The sequence below is a fragment of the Hymenobacter sediminis genome (assembly GCF_003231285.1).
GTDB lineage: Bacteria > Bacteroidota > Bacteroidia > Cytophagales > Hymenobacteraceae > Hymenobacter > Hymenobacter sediminis.
Genome location: NZ_QKNS01000001.1, coordinates 925112 through 942559 on the forward strand (window position 1 = coordinate 925112; position 17448 = coordinate 942559).

Here is a 17448-nt window from a genome sequence, read left to right on the forward strand (position 1 = left end):
CATGCAAATTCTTGACCTTACCGATCTGACCTTCGGGGCCGCCCTACCCCCGGTACAGCCCCTACTTATTACGGGAGCAAACGGAACTCTGGGCCGAGCTTTCCAGCGCATCTGCGCCGTTCGGGGTATTGATTTTGTTGCCTTAGGCCGCGACGAGCTAGATATTTCTGATCCTCTTTCCGTAGAAAAAGCCCTGGTGAAGCACAACCCGTGGGCCGTAGTAAACACTGCCGGTTACGTGCGGGTAGATGAAGCCGAAAAAGACTTCAAGCGTTGCTACCGCGAAAATACCACCGGCCCGGCCATCCTGGCTGCTGCCTGTGCCTACCGCGACGTTCACTTCCTGACCTTCTCTTCTGATTTGGTTTTCGATGGCAACAAGTCTGCCGCTTACGTTGAAAGCGACACCCCTTGCCCACTGAATGTGTATGGCAACAGCAAGCGCCTCGCCGAGCGCGACGTGCTACGCCACATGCCCAATGCGCTGGTAGTACGCACGAGTGCCTTCTTCAGTCCTTGGGACGAATATAATTTCGTGTATGCCGCTCTGCAGGCCGGGCAAAACAAACAGGCTTTCGAGGCCGCCGATGACGTGCTTATCTCCCCTACCTACGTACCTGACCTAGTGAACGTATCCCTAGATCTACTCATTGACGAGGAACGGGGCGTATGGCATCTGGCCAACCAAGGCGCCTACACCTGGGCCGACCTAGCACGCCTTGCAGCTGATATGGCCAGCTTGGATACTTCCTTCGTGGTGCCCCGGTCTATGCAGGCATTTGGTTTGGCTGCCACCCGCCCTGTGTATAGCGTGCTAGGTAGCAAGCAAGGGAATCTGTTGCCTTCCGCCGAAGAACGTCTGCAAAAGTGCATCCCGGAGATGATGACGGCCCTGAGAACTCCGTCGGAAGTGTCTATGGCCGTGGCGTCTTAACGAGTTAGATTTCGTTATAAACTCATCTATTACACGCTTCCTTTCGTGGACCCCGCAGCCTGTTCAGGGCGCGGGGTTTCCTCGTTTTTAGGAGTTTGTTGCACGTGAATATTTGCTTGGCAGCGTACCTTGTGCCCCGGCTTTTTCTGTGCCTCTTTCATGCGAAATAACTTCGATGCCGTGCGGCTGGGGCTGGCTCTGACGGTAGTCCTTTGCCATTTGGCAGCTTTATCACAGGTGCCCTCCTTTCAACCATTTCTCAGCGTCCTATCCGCTGACTTTGCAGTCAAAGGTTTTTTTGTAATCAGCGGCTGCTTAGTCACGCGTAGCTTTCTGAGCAGCACCACTGGTTGGGAATACGCAGAGAAGCGTGTCCGCCGTATTTACCCCGCCTACTTAGTAACTATTGGATTGGCTTGGTTGGTAGGTCTGCTTGCTACGGCATTGCCAGTTGAAGAGTATTTGCGTCATCCAACTGCGTATCGCTATATCGGAGCTAACGCTACCTTTTTAAACTTTCTGCAACCTACACTACCAGGTGCATTTGAGAGTCATCGGTTTTCGGCCCTCAACGGTTCCCTCTGGACCATTAAGGTAGAGTTGTGTCTTTACTGCTGTGTCCCCGTTATTCTATGGCTCTTTCGACGCCTGGGCCCATACCCTGGCGTTGCTTTGCTTTATCTAAGTTCACTACTCTACGGCTGGCTGCTACCCAACGTACCCGGACTAAGCCCAAAGGCGGTTCTGGAATTAAGTAGGCAGTTTCCGGGAATGCTGCAGTTTTTTGCCCTTGGAGCAGTTTTCACGATGGAAGAGAGCCGGTTGGGACCATCGTTGCGTTGGCTTGTTTTGGGGGCTGGAGTTGCATTTCTGTTAATGCGGCACACTGATTTTCGGCAACTGGTAGAGCCGGTCTGTTATGCCGCCATTGTTCTTTACCTAGCTACCCGTTTACCTGTACAATTGCCCGCTGGTAGGTGGGGTGATATATCATATGGTATTTACTTGGTGCACTTTCCGCTAATTCAGTTGTTTATCCATTGGGGAGCATTCCAGTTGAGTCCGTGGCTCGGATTTGCCGGTTTGTTGTCTACAGTACTGCTAGTTTCATTTCTACTTTGGCACTTGGTAGAAAAACGTTGGCTGAAGCGTAGTTCGCATTATATAATTGCCGGGAGGCTCATGTAGCTCAGATAACGCCGCGTGTCCAGTTGCTGTGTCGGTCAGGAGTCACTGCTATCCAGCGAAACCGGCCAGATTGTCTGTTGATTATGATATGGGGCGATTTTGGCTAGAAATCCTGTAAATTTGGGGAGCGCCCCGGCGTTTCAATTAAGGTAAACCAGCATGTTTGATTTTCTAGGGAAAACAGTCGCCAAGATTTTCGGTACCAAATCGGACCGGGATTTGAAGGAGATTGTTCCGTACGTGGCGCTCGTAAACGCCGAATATGCCAACTTGGCACAACTCAGCGACGATGAGCTGCGCGCCCGCACCGATGAAGTCCGGGCCCGGATCGACGCCTACCTGAAAGCCATCGATGACCAGATTGCTGCCCTGCACCAGCGCGTAAACGAGGATGCCTCGCTTGACGCTGTGCAGAAGGAGCAGCTGTTTGATCAGATTGACACGCTAGAAAAGCAGCGCAACAAAGAGCTGGAGGTAGTGCTCATGGAAGTGCTGCCCGTGGCCTTTGCTATTGCTAAAGAAACCGCCCGCCGCTACACCCAGAACGGCCAACTGGTTGTAACCGCTACCGACTACGACCGGGAATATGCTCGTCGCAAGTCTAACGTAACTATTCAGGGCGATAAAGCTATTTGGAGCAACAAGTGGACGGCCGCCGGAGCCGAAGTAACCTGGGACATGATCCACTACGATGTGCAGATCATCGGGGGGGTAGTGCTTCACCAGGGTAAGATTTCGGAAATGGCGACGGGTGAGGGTAAAACGCTGGTTTCTACCCTGCCTGCTTTCCTCAATGCCCTGGCCCGCCGTGGTGTGCACCTCGTAACGGTAAACGACTACCTGGCCAAACGTGACTCGGAGTGGAATGCGCCCTTGTTTGAGTTTCACCGCATTACAGTAGACTGCATCGACAAGCACCAGCCTAACACTGATGCCCGCCGCCAGGCCTACCTCGCCGACATCACCTACGGCACCAACAACGAGTTCGGCTTTGACTACCTGCGCGACAACATGGCCCGCGACCCGCAGGAGCTGGTGCAGCGTCGCCACCATTACGCCATGGTCGACGAAGTGGACTCCGTACTGATTGACGACGCCCGGACTCCGCTTATCATTTCGGGCCCGGTACCCCGCGGCGACGTGCACGAGTTCTACCAGCTTAAGCCCCGCATTCAGATGCTGGTGGACGCGCAGAAGAAGCAGGTGCAGAACTACCTCGTGGAAGCGCGTAAGCTGATCAAAGAAGGTAAAGATGGTCCTAAGGAAGGCGAAGGTGGGCTGGCCCTGTTCCGAGCCTACCGTGGCTTGCCCAAAAGCAAGCCGCTGATCAAGTTCCTGTCGGAAACCGGCATGCGCGCCATTCTGCAGAAGACGGAGAACTACTACCTGCAAGACAACCAGCGCCAGATGCCCAAGGCCGATGAGCCGTTGTTCTTCACCATCGACGAGAAAAACAACCAGATCGAGCTGACCGAAAAAGGCATCGACCTGATTACTGGTCAGGGTGAAGACCACAGCTTCTTTATCATGCCCGATATCGGGACGGAGCTGGCTAACATCGAGAAAGATGCTACCCTCTCGGGTGAGGAAAAGCTGCACATCAAGGAGAAGCTGATGGACGACTTCCAGGTGAAGTCGGAGCGTATCCATACCATCAACCAGCTGCTGAAAGCGTACACCCTATTTGAGAAGGATGACCAGTACATCCTGACCGATGACGGCAAGGTGAAGATTGTGGATGAGCAGACCGGCCGCGTAATGGAAGGCCGCCGCTACTCCGATGGTCTGCACCAGGCCATTGAGGCCAAGGAAAACGTGCGCGTAGAAGATGCCACGCAGACCTACGCCACGGTAACCCTGCAGAACTACTTCCGCATGTACCACAAGTTGGGCGGCATGACGGGTACAGCCGAAACTGAAGCCGGCGAGTTCTGGGAAATCTATAAGCTCGATGTGGTAGTAATTCCTACCAACCGCGGTATTGCCCGCAAAGACGAGCACGACAAGGTGTACAAGACGGTTCGCGAGAAGTACAACGCCGTGGCCGAGGAAATCCAGACGCTGGTGCAGGCCGGTCGCCCCGTGCTGGTAGGTACTACCTCCGTAGAAATTTCAGAGCTGGTAAGCCGCATGCTGAAACTGCGCGGTATTCCCCATCAGGTTCTGAACGCCAAGCAGAACCAGCGTGAAGCTGAAATTGTAGCTGCTGCTGGCTACCCCGGCACCGTAACCATTGCCACCAACATGGCCGGCCGTGGTACCGACATTAAGCTGCGGGGTACTGCAAAGGAAGCCGGTGGTCTGGCTATCATCGGTACCGAGCGCCACGAGTCGCGCCGCGTTGACCGTCAGCTACGGGGCCGTGCTGGCCGCCAAGGCGACCCAGGTTCTTCGCAGTTCTTCGTGAGCCTCGAGGACAACCTGATGCGCCTGTTCGGCTCTGACCGCATTGCCAAACTCATGGACCGCATGGGTCTGGAAGAAGGCGAAGTGATTCAGCACTCCATGATTACGTCTTCTATTGAGCGTGCTCAGAAGAAGGTAGAGGAAAATAACTTCGGCATCCGCAAGCGCCTGCTGGAGTACGACGACGTGATGAACGCCCAGCGCGAGGTAGTGTACAAGCGCCGCCGCAACGCTTTGCACGGCGAGCGTCTGGAGCTGGACATCTGGAACATGATCTACGACGTCTGCGAAGACATCGTAATCGGTCACAAAGGCAATAACGACTTTGAGGACTTCAAGCTGGCCATTATCCGGGTGTTTGGCTACGATACGCACCTGACGGCTCAGGACCTGAGCGGCATGCAGCCAGGGCCGCTTACCCAGCGCCTCTACGATGAAGCACTCGGCTACTACCACAGCAAAAACGAGTTCATTGCCGGCAACTCCATGCCGCTGATCAACGATCTGCTGAGCCAGAATGCACCTTACGAGAACATTGCCATTCCTTTCACCGATGGTCGTAAGCAGATTCAGGCTATTGCCAACCTGCGTCGCGCCCAAGCTACTGGTGGTCACGAGGTAATTCGGGGCATGGAGAAGGTAGTAGTTCTCTCGGTAATCGACGAGGCTTGGACCAAGCACCTGCGCGCCATGGACGACCTGAAACAGGTAGTGCAGAACGCGGTGTACGAGCAGAAAGACCCGCTGTTGGTGTACAAGTTCGAATCGTTCGAGCTGTTCAAGCAGATGATCAGCAAGGTAAACGAGGACACCATACAGTTCCTGTTCCGCGCCGACGTGCCGATGCAGCCCGGCCAGGATGGCTACGACGAGCCCGAGTACTTCACCGAAGACGAACTGCCTGTAGCTCCGCCCCAGCCGCGCCTGAAAGCTGAGAAAGAAGTATCGTCGGCTTCGCTGGGCGCTGGCCCGGAGGATCTGGAGCAGGACGGTGCTCAGGTACTGGAAAAACAGCAGCCCGCCAAATCTCAGAAAGTTGCTAACCGCAATGACAAGGTGAGTGTGCAGTACATGGATGGCCGCATCCTGCGCGACGTGAAGTTTAAGCAGGTAGAAGACGACTTGCTGAACGACCGAGCCGTGTTGATCGACTAAATTTCAGAAAGTAAATAGCTTACGGGCCGCGTTTCCAGTTGGAAGCGCGGCCCGTTTGTTGTAGCATGCGCGGCACTTCGCTAGTGCCACTCACGTCCGTTACCTTTGCCTTCTTATGTCGCAAAAGCTCGCCGCCGCCATCGACCATACCCTGCTGAAGCCGGACGCAACCCCGGATCAGATTGCCCAGCTCTGCCAGGAGGCTGCTACCCATCATTTCGCTAGTGTATGTGTGCCGCCCTGCTACGTGCGCTTTGCCGCCGAGCAGTTGCAGGGCACCAGCGTGCCCGTATGTACTGTCATTGGGTTTCCGCTGGGCTATGCGCTGGCCAAGGTGAAGTTCTTTGAGGCCCATCAGGCTCTGGCTGATGGCGCCACTGAGCTGGACATGGTTATCAACGTTGGGGCGCTGAAAGCAGGTAGGCAGGAAGAAGTAGAGGAGGAGATTGGGCAGCTGGCAGAGCTGTGCCACCTGCGCGGCGCTATTCTCAAGGTTATCATCGAAACCGCTCTGCTTACGGAAGACGAAATTGTAACGGCCTGTCGGCTGTGCGTAGAAGCCGGTGCCGACTTCGTGAAAACTTCCACCGGGTTTGCCAACCGGGGCGCATCTGTGGACGATATCATGCTTATGCGCCGGTCGTTGCCGGGCGGAGTGCGTATCAAGGCTTCCGGCGGCATCCGGACGCGCACAGCTGCGCTGGCTCTGCTAGCGGCCGGCGCTGACCGCATTGGCTCCTCTAATAGTCTGGCTTTGCTGGAAGAACCCTCCCATGAAACATCTGCTACGTAACGTGCTGCTGCTGTCCACTCTGTTTTCTTTGGGCGCCTGCGCCTCCTCGGGCCCGGCGGCGCCGGCAGTTTCTACCGCTACCCCCGACACTACCCGGCGGCCCGCTGCCACCGCTGCTACCCCCACCGAAGACCTAAGCCGGTACCGGCCCGTGTTTGCTGCGCCCAAACCTCCGGCCGCTGCGCCTACTACCCCCGCCCGCCCGGTTACTCCCACCAACCACGTAAACCCCCAGATTGAGCAGCGCCTCCGAGACCAGGCCTTCACCAACCAAAATGTGAAGTACGCTCAGGGCTACCGGATTCTGGCCTACGTGGGGTTGCATAAAGACCAGGCCATGGCCATACGCCGGGCCGTTATCAGCCGCTACCCTGAGGAGGCCGATTATCTGACCTACAAGCAGCCCGTCTTCCGGTTGTGGGTAGGCGACTACCTCACGCGCCTGGAAGCTGAGCAGGCCCTGCTACGAATTCGGCCGCTGGCTCCGAAAGCCGAGCTGGAGTCAGCCCAGGTCATCATCAACAAAACCACTTTTTAGGCTTCCGATAATTAGTCTGAAGCGTTTCTGGCTCAGCCATAATTTTGTCCGCCTACCCCTTGTCGCGCCGCTAACTTATGCTTCACTTACTACCTCGCATCAAAGCTCTGGCTGCCGAAACAGCAGCCGACACTGTAGCGGTGCGCGAGCACCTGCATGCCCATCCTGAGCTGTCGTTCAAAGAGCATAACACGGTGGCCTTCGTGACGGAGCAGTTGCAGCAGTTGGGTCTCCAGACGCAGCCCATTGCCGGTACGGGGGTAGTAGCCCTCATCGAAGGCCGCAACCCTGGCTCCCGCACCGTAGCCCTGCGCGCCGATATGGATGCTCTGCCCATAACAGAGCAAAACGAGGTGCCTTACAAATCAACAAACCCTGGCGTAATGCATGCCTGCGGCCACGATGTGCACACGGCCTCCCTGCTGGGCGCGGCTCGCATCCTGACCCAGCTGCGCGACGAGTTTGAGGGCACTGTAAAGCTGATGTTCCAGCCGGGCGAGGAACTGCTGCCAGGCGGCGCTTCTTTGATGATTAAGGAAGGGGTACTGGAAAACCCACGGCCTGCCAGCGTGTTGGGCCAGCACGTATTTCCGCGCCTGCCAGCCGGCAAGATAGGTTTACGCGCCGGCCGCTACATGGCCAGCACCGACGAGCTGTACCTGACTGTGCGCGGTAAGGGTGGCCACGGCGCCATGCCCGAGCAAAACCTGGACCCGGTGCTGGTAGCTGCTCATATCATTGTGGCGGCCCAGCAGATTGTCAGCCGTCGAGCTAACCCGAAACTGCCCTCCGTACTATCATTCGGGAAGGTAATTGCCCAGGGAGCCACCAACGTCATTCCTAACGAGGTATACATCGAGGGTACTTTCCGAACCTTGAACGAGGAGTGGCGCGAAGAGGCTCACCAGCATCTGCGCCGCCTTTGCGAGGGGTTGGCCGACAGCATGGGAGCCAGTTGCGAGCTGGAAATCCGCCGGGGCTACCCCTACCTGGAAAATGAACCCGCCTTAACGGCCCGCGCTGAGCAGGCCGCTGTGGAATATCTGGGCCGAGAAAACGTGGTGGAGCTAGACCAGTGGATGGCCGCCGAGGATTTCGCTTACTTCAGCCAAGCGGCTAGTGCCTGTTTCTACCGCCTCGGTACTGCCGCTGCCGATGGCAGTAACCGCCACACCTCTTCCGTGCACACGCCTACCTTCGATATCGACCCCAAGGCCTTGGAAACCGGCCCCGGCCTGATGGCCTGGCTTACTTTGCGGGAACTAGCTGAGAAGTAACAGTCGGTTCTTACTCCAATTTGTTCCGGTCCGATGCCTCCAGCATCGGACCGCCTAGTTTAGTGCCGACTTCTGGCGGATGGATTTGGATGATAGAGAGGGGTAGGAGGATGCTATTCCTTCAGCACGTATGTCGACTAGTCTAGCACATCCAGCATCGGAATAGAGTATAGTTCATGGTCTGAAATGACAAGTTTTGTTTCTTGTCTATATATAATGAGACAATTTGACATTGGTTGCAAAACGTTATTTTGCTTGATTAAGAGCTAATGAAGCTAATCTTGAGAAATAAAGAGTTAAGAGAGTAAAATCGGGTTTTTTAAAGTAAGACAAAATGTCTGTAATGCTTCGTTGGTATAGAATTTATAGAGTACAGGTGTCGCAGCACTGCTGACGACGCTAAAACCTGAACTCTAAAATATATATACTACCATGGCAACGCTGCTGTATAACAACCTCCCCGCTCTGCGTCCTACCCGTGCTTTCAGCTCGGTTCTTAATGAAATGCTGCGTGACACCCTACCCACGCAAACAGCTCCTTCCCAGAGCTTCATTCCCCAAGCTGATATTGTAGAGCTGGAGCAAGGTTTTGAGCTGCACTTAATGCTACCCGGTGTGGCTAAGGAAAACGTGAAAATTGATTTCCAGGACGGCAAGCTCAGCGTAAGCGGTGAGCGAAAAGCTCCAGAAGCCGCTGAGAACGGACCAAAGTTCCGGCGCGTGGAGTCGGGCTACGGTTCCTTCACCCGTACCTTCCGCCTGCCCGAAACTATTGACGTAACCGCTATTGAAGCCCAGCTTCAGGATGGGGTACTCCGCCTGACGCTGCCCTTGGATAGCAAGAAGGTGACCAAGCATCAGATTGAAGTGCGCTAAGCGCGACAGTTCAAGAAAAAAGGCACCGGTTTTGGTGCCTTTTTTCTTGGCTCGCGTGTTGCTGTAGTAGCAGTAAGTGAAGCCGTTTCAGTGGAGCATCCGGGCAAATAATCTACCAACCGGCCAATTCTCTCCTTCAACAGTCGTGCAACCGGACACCATCTGCTGGGTATCTAGCGTTAGGTAGGCAGCCCATAGGTAGTGGCTTACTATTGAGTCGCCACCTCATGGTTCGCTCACGATTCTGTTGTATTTTCAACTCGATATCTTTCATCACACCTCTTTCTTACCCATGCAAGCAAAACAAATGATGCTCGGCCTGCTCGGTTCCGCCATTCTGGGTGGAGGCGTGGCCGTGGGTGGGTACAAGCTGCTGGAGCCGGAGCGCGGCCTTGCGCCCCAAACCGTAGCTGCCGACCCGAACGTTCGGTACACGAGTGAGCTGCGCAGCAGCACCTACACCGTACCCGAAGGTTTGAATTTTACTGCTGCTGCTGCCACCGTAACTCCGGCCGTAGTGCACGTTATGACAGAATATGCCCCCAGAGCCAGCCAGGGCGGAGACTTGTCGCGCATGGACCCCTTCCTGCGTCAGTTCTTTGGGGATGAATTTGACCAATACCAAGGCCGTGGCCGCCAGCAAGGGCCGCAGCAGGGCTCAGGCTCGGGCGTTATCATTGCGGCTAATGGCTATATCGTGACCAACAACCACGTAATTGATAAGGCCGATAAGATTGAGGTGGTGATGGACGACAAGCGCAAGTTCCAGGCTGAGCTGGTAGGCGCTGACCCCACCACAGACCTGGCCTTGCTTAAGGTGAAAGCCGACAACCTACCCTTCATTCGCTACGGTAATTCCGATAACGTGAAGGTAGGCGAGTGGGTACTAGCTGTAGGCAACCCCTTCAACCTGAACTCGACGGTTACTGCTGGTATTATCTCGGCCAAGGGGCGCAACATCAACATCCTACGCCGCGAAGACAACATGGGCATTGAGTCGTTTTTGCAGACGGATGCCGTAGTAAACCCGGGTAACTCGGGTGGTGCCCTCGTGAACCTGAACGGTGACCTGATTGGCATCAACTCGGCCATTGCTTCGCGCACGGGCTCATTTGAAGGTTACTCCTTCGCCGTACCTAGCTCCATTGTAAGCAAGGTGATTGATGACCTGCTGAAGTACAAAACGGTGCAGCGCGCACTGCTGGGCGTACAAATTCGGGAAGTAGATGCTACCCTGGCGTCGGAGAAAAAGCTCAAGAGCCTGAACGGCGTGTACGTGATGGGCTTGGGCAAAAACAGCTCGGCTGCTGATGCAGGCTTGCAGGAAGGCGACATCATCACGGAAATAAACGGCGTGAAGGTGAACACCTCTTCGCAGCTGCAGGAGCAGGTAGCCCGTTTCCGCCCCGGCGATAAAATTAAGGTAACCTACCTGCGTGGCAACGACTCGCGGGTGGCTACAGCTACCCTGCGGAATGCTACCGGCACCACCGACATCATCCGGGAAGAAGTTGCTTCGGCTCTGAAATATGAAGGTGCTACCTTGGCGCCGGTGAGCCGTCAGGAGCTGAATAAGCTCGGCATCGAAGGCGGAGCTAAGATCAATGGTATCAAAGGCTCCAACTTCCGCGAAACCGGTATTGCCGACGGCTTCATCATCACCCGCATCGATAAGAACAAGGTGACCAAGCCCCAGGACGTACAACGCTACCTCGAAGCCGCCAAAGAAACCGATGGCGCACTGGTAGAGGGCGTGTACCCCGACGGCCGCAAAGCCTATTACCCCATCGGGCAGGCTCAATAAGCGCCACCTGACTTGAAAAGCAAAAGCCCTCTGCTGCTATAGCGGAGGGCTTTTGCTTTTGTTCTGGATAACACTGCATCTTACTCAAGCAACCATTGCATGGCTGGGCCTTCTTCAATAAAAAGGTGCATTTGATACGGGCGCTCCGGTGCCAACCCGAACGTAAGATATTGTTCCTGCTCGGGGGTAGCCTTATATACTTCCAGGCGGGCTGGAGAGCAGAGTATCGCCATTCGCAGGGGGGTAGGGGCTAGCTTGGTGGCCGCCTCCGGGTAGAACTCGTGGGTAGTCCACTGCCCAATTTCGGGGTCGAGGTTGTTGCGTCGGCGCACATCGAGCAGCCAGCGTCCCAGCTGGTTCTGCTTGGCAGTGGCCAACACTGCCTGATAATCGGCCCGTAGCTGAGCGGGCGGCGCATCAGCATTCCAACGGGCTACCAGAATACCCAAATCGGGGCGGGAAGTTATGGTGCAGGCATCATCGGACATACTGTGAATATAACCACCTTCCAGCCGAATACAATCGGCCCAACCTGCCGGGCTGGCCCGCCGCCGAGTGTTAGTTTTTATACCTTGTTTTGCAGAAAGGTCCATCCGCACCCGCGTGGGGTAGGCCGTGTATTTTAGTTAGCTCAAACTTCCCACCCAATCATACCCCTTCCATGAAACAAGCTCTCGAAGAAGCCACTGCCACCGGCACCGATGTACAGGAGCATGACCCCCACGGCATTCAGCAGGTGCTGCAGGAGCTAGGAATAGAAGCCACTAACGCCGCCTGGAGCACCGGACTGCAGTGGGGTGGCACCAACGGCAACGTGCGCGCCATCCACTCGCCCACCGATGGCCGCCTGATCGGCAAGGTAGCTATGGCTACCCCCCAGGAGTACGACAAAGTGGTGGAGCAGGCTCAGCAAGCTTTCCAGACCTGGCGCTTAGTGCCGGCTCCCAAGCGCGGCGACATCGTGCGCCAAATCGGTAATAAGCTACGCGAAAACAAGGAAGCCCTGGGCAAGCTGGTGAGCTACGAAATGGGCAAGATTCTGCAGGAAGGCCTCGGCGAAGTGCAGGAAATGATTGACATCTGCGACTTCGCGGTGGGGCTTTCGCGCCAGCTCACGGGCTACACCATGCACTCGGAGCGGCCGGCTCACCGCATGTACGAGCAGTACCATCCGCTGGGGGTAGTCGGTATTATTTCGGCCTTCAACTTTCCGGTGGCTGTGTGGAGCTGGAACGCCATGCTGGCCGCCATTTGCGGCGACGTGTGCATCTGGAAGCCCTCCGAGAAAACGCCGCTGGTAGCCGTGGCCGTACAGTACATTCTGCGCGACGTACTGCGGGAAAATGAGCTGCCCGAGGGAATTTTCAACCTGGTTATTGGGGATGCGGAAATTGGCGCGGCCATGGCCGCCGACCCGCGCGTACCGCTGGTATCGGCTACGGGCAGCACCCGCATGGGCAAGAAGGTAGGCGAAGTGGTAGGCGGCCGCCTGGGCCGGGCCCTGCTGGAGCTGGGCGGTAACAACGCCATCATCCTCACCGAGCACGCCGACCTGGATATGGCTATGCGCGCGGTAGTGTTCGGGGCAGTAGGCACGGCCGGGCAGCGCTGCACCACCACCCGCCGCCTCATCATTCATGACTCTATTTATGAGGACGTGAAGGCGCGCCTGCTGAAAATCTACCCCAACCTACCCATCGGTCACCCATTGCAAGAGGGTAATCTGGTAGGTCCACTGATTGATAAAGCCGCCGTAGAATCTTTCAGCCAAGCGCTGGACGCTGTGCAGCAGGAGGGTGGCACGCTACTCATTGGAGGCGAAGTGCTGGAAGGCGCCGGCTACGAAACTGGCACGTATGTGAAGCCGGCTCTGGTAGAAGCCCGCAATGAATACCATACGGTGCAAGAGGAAACCTTCGCCCCTATTCTCTACCTCATCAAGTACAGCGGCGGGGTAGAAGAAGCCATTGCCGTGCAGAATGGGGTGCGTCAGGGGCTGTCTTCCAGCATCTTCTCTTTGAACATGCGCGAAACTGAAACCTACCTCAGCCACGCCGGCTCCGACTGCGGCATTGCCAACGTGAACATTGGTACCAGTGGGGCTGAAATTGGGGGCGCTTTCGGGGGCGAGAAGGAAACCGGCGGCGGCCGCGAATCTGGCTCCGACGCCTGGCGGATTTATATGCGCCGCCAGACCAACACCATCAACTACAGCACCCAGCTACCCTTGGCGCAGGGGATTAAGTTCGATGTGTAAGTAGGGGTAGCATTACTATAAAATGGCCCGCTGGACAGAATCTGGCGGGCCATTCTGTTTATCAGAAGTTCTGGATAAACGCTGCTTCAATGGCTTGGTAGTTTGAGAAATTGATAGGGGTAGGGAAGGAATTCACGACGTAGCTGGTTAGAGAAGCAGGGCAGTTTAGTGCAGGTAAGCTAACTGCCGAACTGAATACCTGCTACCCCATGCAACCCCGCTTACCGCCAGCTGTCTTTCACCTGCTTACCTGATAACACGCCAGTCGTTTTCGCCCGGAAAGTTGGATATTTACGATTCTCTCGTTTCCGAACCCCCGCCAACCCAGCAGCAACCTATGGAGGCATTTGCGTATACCGATATTAACGCCCCGCTAGTCGAGCGGTGCCGCTTGGGCGACCGGCGCGCCCAGGCCGAAATCTACAAGCGCTACTCCAAGGCCATGTTCAATGCCTCGCTGCGCATCACCGGCGACTATGCCGAGGCGGAGGACGTGCTGCAGGAGTCGTTTCTGAGCGCCTTCCGCGAGCTGCACAGCTACAAAGGCGATTCGTCTTTCGGCTCCTGGCTTAAGCGCATCGTTATCAATAAAAGCATCAACTGCCTGCGCAACCGGCGCCTGCAACTGGTGCCTCTGGCCGACCAGCACGACGGCGCCGCTCCCGACTCCGATGACCACGGCCCCGACATGGAGGACCTGGGCTGGCGAGCCGATGTAGTGCGCCGCTGCGTACAGGAGCTGCCCGATGGATACCGGGTAGTCCTCTCCTTATACCTGCTGGAAGGCTACGACCACGCCGAAATTGCTGGCATTCTCAACATCACTGAATCTACTTCGAAGTCGCAGTACAGCCGGGCCCGGAAAAAGCTATTGGAGCTGGCCCGTCAGCACGGTTTGTAAGCCTGGCGACCTGATTTTATCCTCGACCTGATGCTGCCTTTGCGGCGGCGCTGGCCCACCCCCTCACTGACCAGCGCGCCGCCTCCAGCAGCCTGCCACTACCACCTGACATGAACGAGAAGAAAACCGGACTGGAAGCTTTTGTTGAGCGCCACCGCGCCGACTTCGATGTGTTCGAGCCGCGCCCAAATCTATGGGACGACATTGAACTGGAGTTGACTGCGCCTGAGGCTGCCGAAGAGGAAGCATCCCTGCGCATACTCCCCCTTCACATCACCCCCGAAAGTACACCAGAGGTACCGGAAGTACTGGCCACCCAGCCTTTGACTACCGCTGATTCTGCCGTGCGCTCGGCCCGCCCTTATGGTATTGCCGCTGCCGTAGCTGCTTTATTGATGGTTGGCACTTGGTTCTGGCAGCATCAGACGGAAGCTACCCGCTGGACGCGCGCAGAGCAGGTAGCCGTGACCGGGTTGGCGACCCCAGAAGGGGTAGGGCAGCCTACACTGGCTGCCACCCCGGCGGCGGCCGGTCCGGAGCAACGCCTGGCCGGCGCCGTACAACGCATGGAGGCTTACTACGCCACCCAAATTGCCGAGCGTCAGCAGGAGCTTCGGGCCCTGGATAAAGAAACTTCTGCCACAGCCCCACAGTCGGACTGGCAGCAGGAGCTGCACGGCTTGGACTCTACCTACCAGCAGCTGCGGACTGAACTATATCGCAACCCGGAGCCGGAGGTAGTACTCGATGCCATGGACCGCAACCTGCAGATTCGGCTGGACCTATTGAACCAGCAGCTGCGCACCCGCGAGCAAATCAAGGATTATCATTCCCAGCCCTATATGGTGGCCGAAGGCCGCCGCAAGCCTTAAGCTATGCGCCGCTCATTGCTTTCTGTTGGAGGGGTAGGGCCGCTGCTTCTGGCCGCCATGCTGGTGGGAGGGGTTCGCACTTCGGGCTACGGCCAGCAAACGGAAGCGCCCGTTGAGGCAGATCTGCACTATTGCCAGCCCACGGCAGCTCCCTTGGCCCAGCAGGAGCAAGGCAGTGGTTCGTTGCTGGACGGGCGCCAGGGTGGGCAAGGCCCCCAGGAAGAAGGCCAGCCAACGCCTGCCGTGGAAAAGGTGCGCAAAATCAGCCGCACCTTTCCGGCCAGTGCCACTAAGCTGTATACCCTCGATACCCGCTACGGACGGGTGCAGGTGAACGTGTGGAACCGGGCCGAGGTGCGCACCGACGTGGACATTATCACGCGGGCTGAAACCGAGGAGAAGGCCCAGCAGCTGCAGGATATGATTCAGGTGCAGCTGCAAGACCAGGACCCGACCACGGGCGGCATCGTGGCCCGTTCGCGCTTTGGGGCCATGCCCCGGGAGTGCTGGAGCCGCACCAAGCTGTATGAGGTAAATTACACCGTGTGGGTGCCCAAAAACACACCCTTGGCCCTGCACAACGCATTTGGCGAAATCAGCCTGACTAGCGACCTGACCGGCGCTACCGAGCTAGCCATTGAGTACGGCACGCTGCGCACCGCCCGGTTAGAAGGGCCCCGCAACTCCGTGCGGGTGTGCAACGCCCAAGCAGCTGTGCCCTACGCGGGCCGAGCTACCGTAGATGCCTCGTACTCCAAGCTTCGCCTGACAGAAGGCGGCACCGTGGAGCTGCGTAATAACTACTCGGATATTGATATTGGCTCGGTGCAGGACCTGACCGTGCACAGCAAATACGGCGACGTAGCCCTGGGCACGGTGCGCAACCTGCGCGGCAGCTCCGGCTACTCCAAGTTCAGCATCGATAAGCTCAGCAACCAGCTGGATATGAAGCTGCAGTATTGCCCCGCTTTCGAGGTGCGCAGTACGGGTAAAAATTTCCGGCAAATCAATGTGGATGGCGGTTACAGCACCATTCTGCTCAATTTCCCAGATGGGGCTGGCTTCAACTTCGATGTGAATACGGAACACGGCAAGCTGCTGGTGGATAAGCGCCTGGTGAAAGTAGATTCGGAGGAAACAAGTCCTTCTTCCAGCGACATGCAGGGTAGCTTCGGGGCCATTCAGCCGCGTAATGCCAGCAACGTCAATATCAAAGTGCGCTACGGCAACGTGAGCTTCAAACGCTAACAGCCAGCTTGCCTCTATGTCAATTGCCCGTTGGCCCGGTTGCTCTTTGGGAGCGGCCGGGCCAACGGGCTTTTCTCTGTTTATTTGCCGGGTATGCGTACTCTATTTATAGCTCTCCTGCTGGCATTGCTGGAGGGCAGGGCAACGGCCCAAACTTCGTCCCTCCCTATGTCTGCTCCTACAACTGTCAGCCCTAAAGCTTCTACTCTTCGCACTTATGCCTTGCGTCTGAAGCCGGGCCAGGACCTGCGTAAGGAACTGCTGGCCTTTGCCGAGCAACATCAGCTGCGGGCTTCGGCCATACTTACGGGGGTAGGCAGCCTGACTACAGCCAGTCTTCGGCTGGCTAACCAGCCGGGGCCCACTCAGTACAAGGGGCATTTTGAAATAGTCTCGTTGGTAGGCACCTTGTCCATCAACGGCAGCCATTTGCACATGTCCGTAGCCGACTCAACGGGGCGTACCGTGGGCGGGCACCTGCTTGATGGCAACATCATTTACACGACCGTCGAGCTGGTTATCGGGGAGATGCCGGAACTGGACTTCCGACGGGAGCCTGACCCCACGTATGGCTATCAGGAGCTAACTGTTTATCCGGCCGAGCCCCAACCTGCGAAAAAACGGACAGCTTCTGGCAAAAGACCCTAACTTCTGCGCCTCACTACAGCCCAAGCCATGACTACCCCGCTCGCACCTGCCAATGCCGCCCGAATGGAGAAATTTCGCCGCGACATCAGTAACCCGCTGAAGCTGCGGCTTTTCATGCTGCGCCGCCTGCCCATGGCCTACCTGGCTGGACTGCGCGTGGCCACCCTCACGGCGGAGGCAGCAACGGTGACGATACGGTACAAGTATTTAACCCAGAATCCGTTCCGGAGCATCTACTTTGCCTGCTTGAGCATGGCTGCCGAAATAGCCAGTGGCCTACTAGCCATGATGCATGTGCAAAGCGGTTCGCCGGTTTCCATGCTGGTAGTAAGCTTGGAAGCTGATTTTACGAAGAAGGCCGTCGGGCTAATTCGCTTCACCAGTCAGGATGGGGGGGCCATCGGGCAAGCTATAGCGGAAAGCCGCGCCACCGGCGAGGGGCGTACCGTTGTGTGCACTAGCATGGGCTTAGACCAGGCCGGCGACGTAGTAGCCACCTTCCGCATTACGTGGTCGTTTCGGGCCAAGAAATAAATAAGCGTGTTCCTGCT

General features: G+C 56.8%; 15 protein-coding genes. 14 read left to right on the forward strand and 1 reads right to left on the reverse strand.

Going from position 1 to position 17448, the window contains the following annotated elements; genetic code table 11:
• Window position 1: 1 nt before the first annotated feature.
• The 8 genes from DNI29_RS24845 to DNI29_RS04015 all read left to right on the forward strand — a co-directional run bounded on the left by DNI29_RS24845 (window position 2) and on the right by DNI29_RS04015 (window position 10971).
• Entirely contained in the window at window positions 2–934 is a 933-nt protein-coding gene (locus DNI29_RS24845) for an SDR family oxidoreductase (protein ID WP_238387991.1), read from the forward strand.
• A 159-nt stretch (window positions 935–1093) separates the two neighbouring features.
• A complete protein-coding gene (locus DNI29_RS03985; protein ID WP_110976751.1) occupies window positions 1094–2122 on the forward strand; it encodes an acyltransferase family protein in 1029 nt (342 codons plus the stop codon).
• Between the two features lie 159 nt (window positions 2123–2281).
• Window positions 2282–5683, forward strand: coding sequence for a preprotein translocase subunit SecA (gene secA / locus DNI29_RS03990; RefSeq protein WP_110976752.1), 3402 nt, complete (start codon window positions 2282–2284; stop codon window positions 5681–5683).
• Between the two features lie 115 nt (window positions 5684–5798).
• Complete coding sequence (deoC, locus tag DNI29_RS03995) at window positions 5799–6476, forward strand: deoxyribose-phosphate aldolase (RefSeq protein WP_110976753.1); 678 nt, start codon at window positions 5799–5801, stop codon at window positions 6474–6476.
• A complete protein-coding gene (locus DNI29_RS04000; protein ID WP_123823057.1) occupies window positions 6457–7014 on the forward strand; it encodes an LptM family lipoprotein in 558 nt (185 codons plus the stop codon). Before deoC ends, DNI29_RS04000 begins: the two co-directional genes overlap by 20 nt.
• Window positions 7015–7091: 77 nt before the next feature.
• Window positions 7092–8291 carry a M20 metallopeptidase family protein gene (locus DNI29_RS04005; RefSeq protein ID WP_110976755.1) on the forward strand — a complete coding sequence of 400 codons (1200 nt, stop codon included), beginning with the start codon at window positions 7092–7094 and terminating at the stop codon, window positions 8289–8291.
• A 432-nt stretch (window positions 8292–8723) separates the two neighbouring features.
• The gene (locus tag DNI29_RS04010) at window positions 8724–9167 is read left to right on the forward strand and encodes an Hsp20/alpha crystallin family protein (protein WP_110976756.1); all 444 of its coding nucleotides are present in this window, start codon (window positions 8724–8726) and stop codon (window positions 9165–9167) included.
• A gap of 292 nt (window positions 9168–9459) precedes the next feature.
• Window positions 9460–10971, forward strand: a complete 1512-nt coding sequence (locus DNI29_RS04015) for a Do family serine endopeptidase (protein ID WP_238387992.1) — start codon at window positions 9460–9462, stop codon at window positions 10969–10971.
• A gap of 80 nt (window positions 10972–11051) precedes the next feature.
• On the opposite strand, the gene DNI29_RS04020 is transcribed toward DNI29_RS04015, so the two are convergent.
• Window positions 11052–11459 (reverse strand): hypothetical protein, encoded by a 408-nt coding sequence (locus DNI29_RS04020; protein WP_123823058.1) that lies wholly within the window; start codon window positions 11457–11459, stop codon window positions 11052–11054.
• 173 nt (window positions 11460–11632) lie between these two features.
• Here DNI29_RS04020 and amaB point away from each other — a divergent pair, with 173 nt between their 5' ends.
• The 6 genes from amaB (at window position 11633) to DNI29_RS04050 (ending at window position 17431) form a co-directional block, all read left to right on the forward strand.
• Window positions 11633–13228 carry an L-piperidine-6-carboxylate dehydrogenase gene (gene amaB, locus DNI29_RS04025; RefSeq protein WP_110976758.1) on the forward strand — a complete coding sequence of 532 codons (1596 nt, stop codon included), beginning with the start codon at window positions 11633–11635 and terminating at the stop codon, window positions 13226–13228.
• Between the two features lie 337 nt (window positions 13229–13565).
• The gene (locus DNI29_RS04030; protein WP_110976759.1) at window positions 13566–14129 is read left to right on the forward strand and encodes an RNA polymerase sigma factor; all 564 of its coding nucleotides are present in this window, start codon (window positions 13566–13568) and stop codon (window positions 14127–14129) included.
• Between the two features lie 110 nt (window positions 14130–14239).
• The gene (locus DNI29_RS04035; RefSeq protein WP_110976760.1) at window positions 14240–15001 is read left to right on the forward strand and encodes a hypothetical protein; all 762 of its coding nucleotides are present in this window, start codon (window positions 14240–14242) and stop codon (window positions 14999–15001) included.
• 3 nt (window positions 15002–15004) lie between these two features.
• Window positions 15005–16249, forward strand: a complete 1245-nt coding sequence (locus DNI29_RS04040) for a hypothetical protein (protein ID WP_123823059.1) — start codon at window positions 15005–15007, stop codon at window positions 16247–16249.
• Window positions 16250–16417: 168 nt separating this feature from the next.
• Window positions 16418–16897 carry a PPC domain-containing DNA-binding protein gene (locus tag DNI29_RS04045; protein WP_238387993.1) on the forward strand — a complete coding sequence of 160 codons (480 nt, stop codon included), beginning with the start codon at window positions 16418–16420 and terminating at the stop codon, window positions 16895–16897.
• 27 nt (window positions 16898–16924) lie between these two features.
• On the forward strand, window positions 16925–17431 hold the full coding sequence (locus tag DNI29_RS04050; protein WP_110976763.1) for a PaaI family thioesterase: 507 nt from the start codon (window positions 16925–16927) through the stop codon (window positions 17429–17431).
• The last annotated feature ends 17 nt before the right edge of the window (window positions 17432–17448 follow it).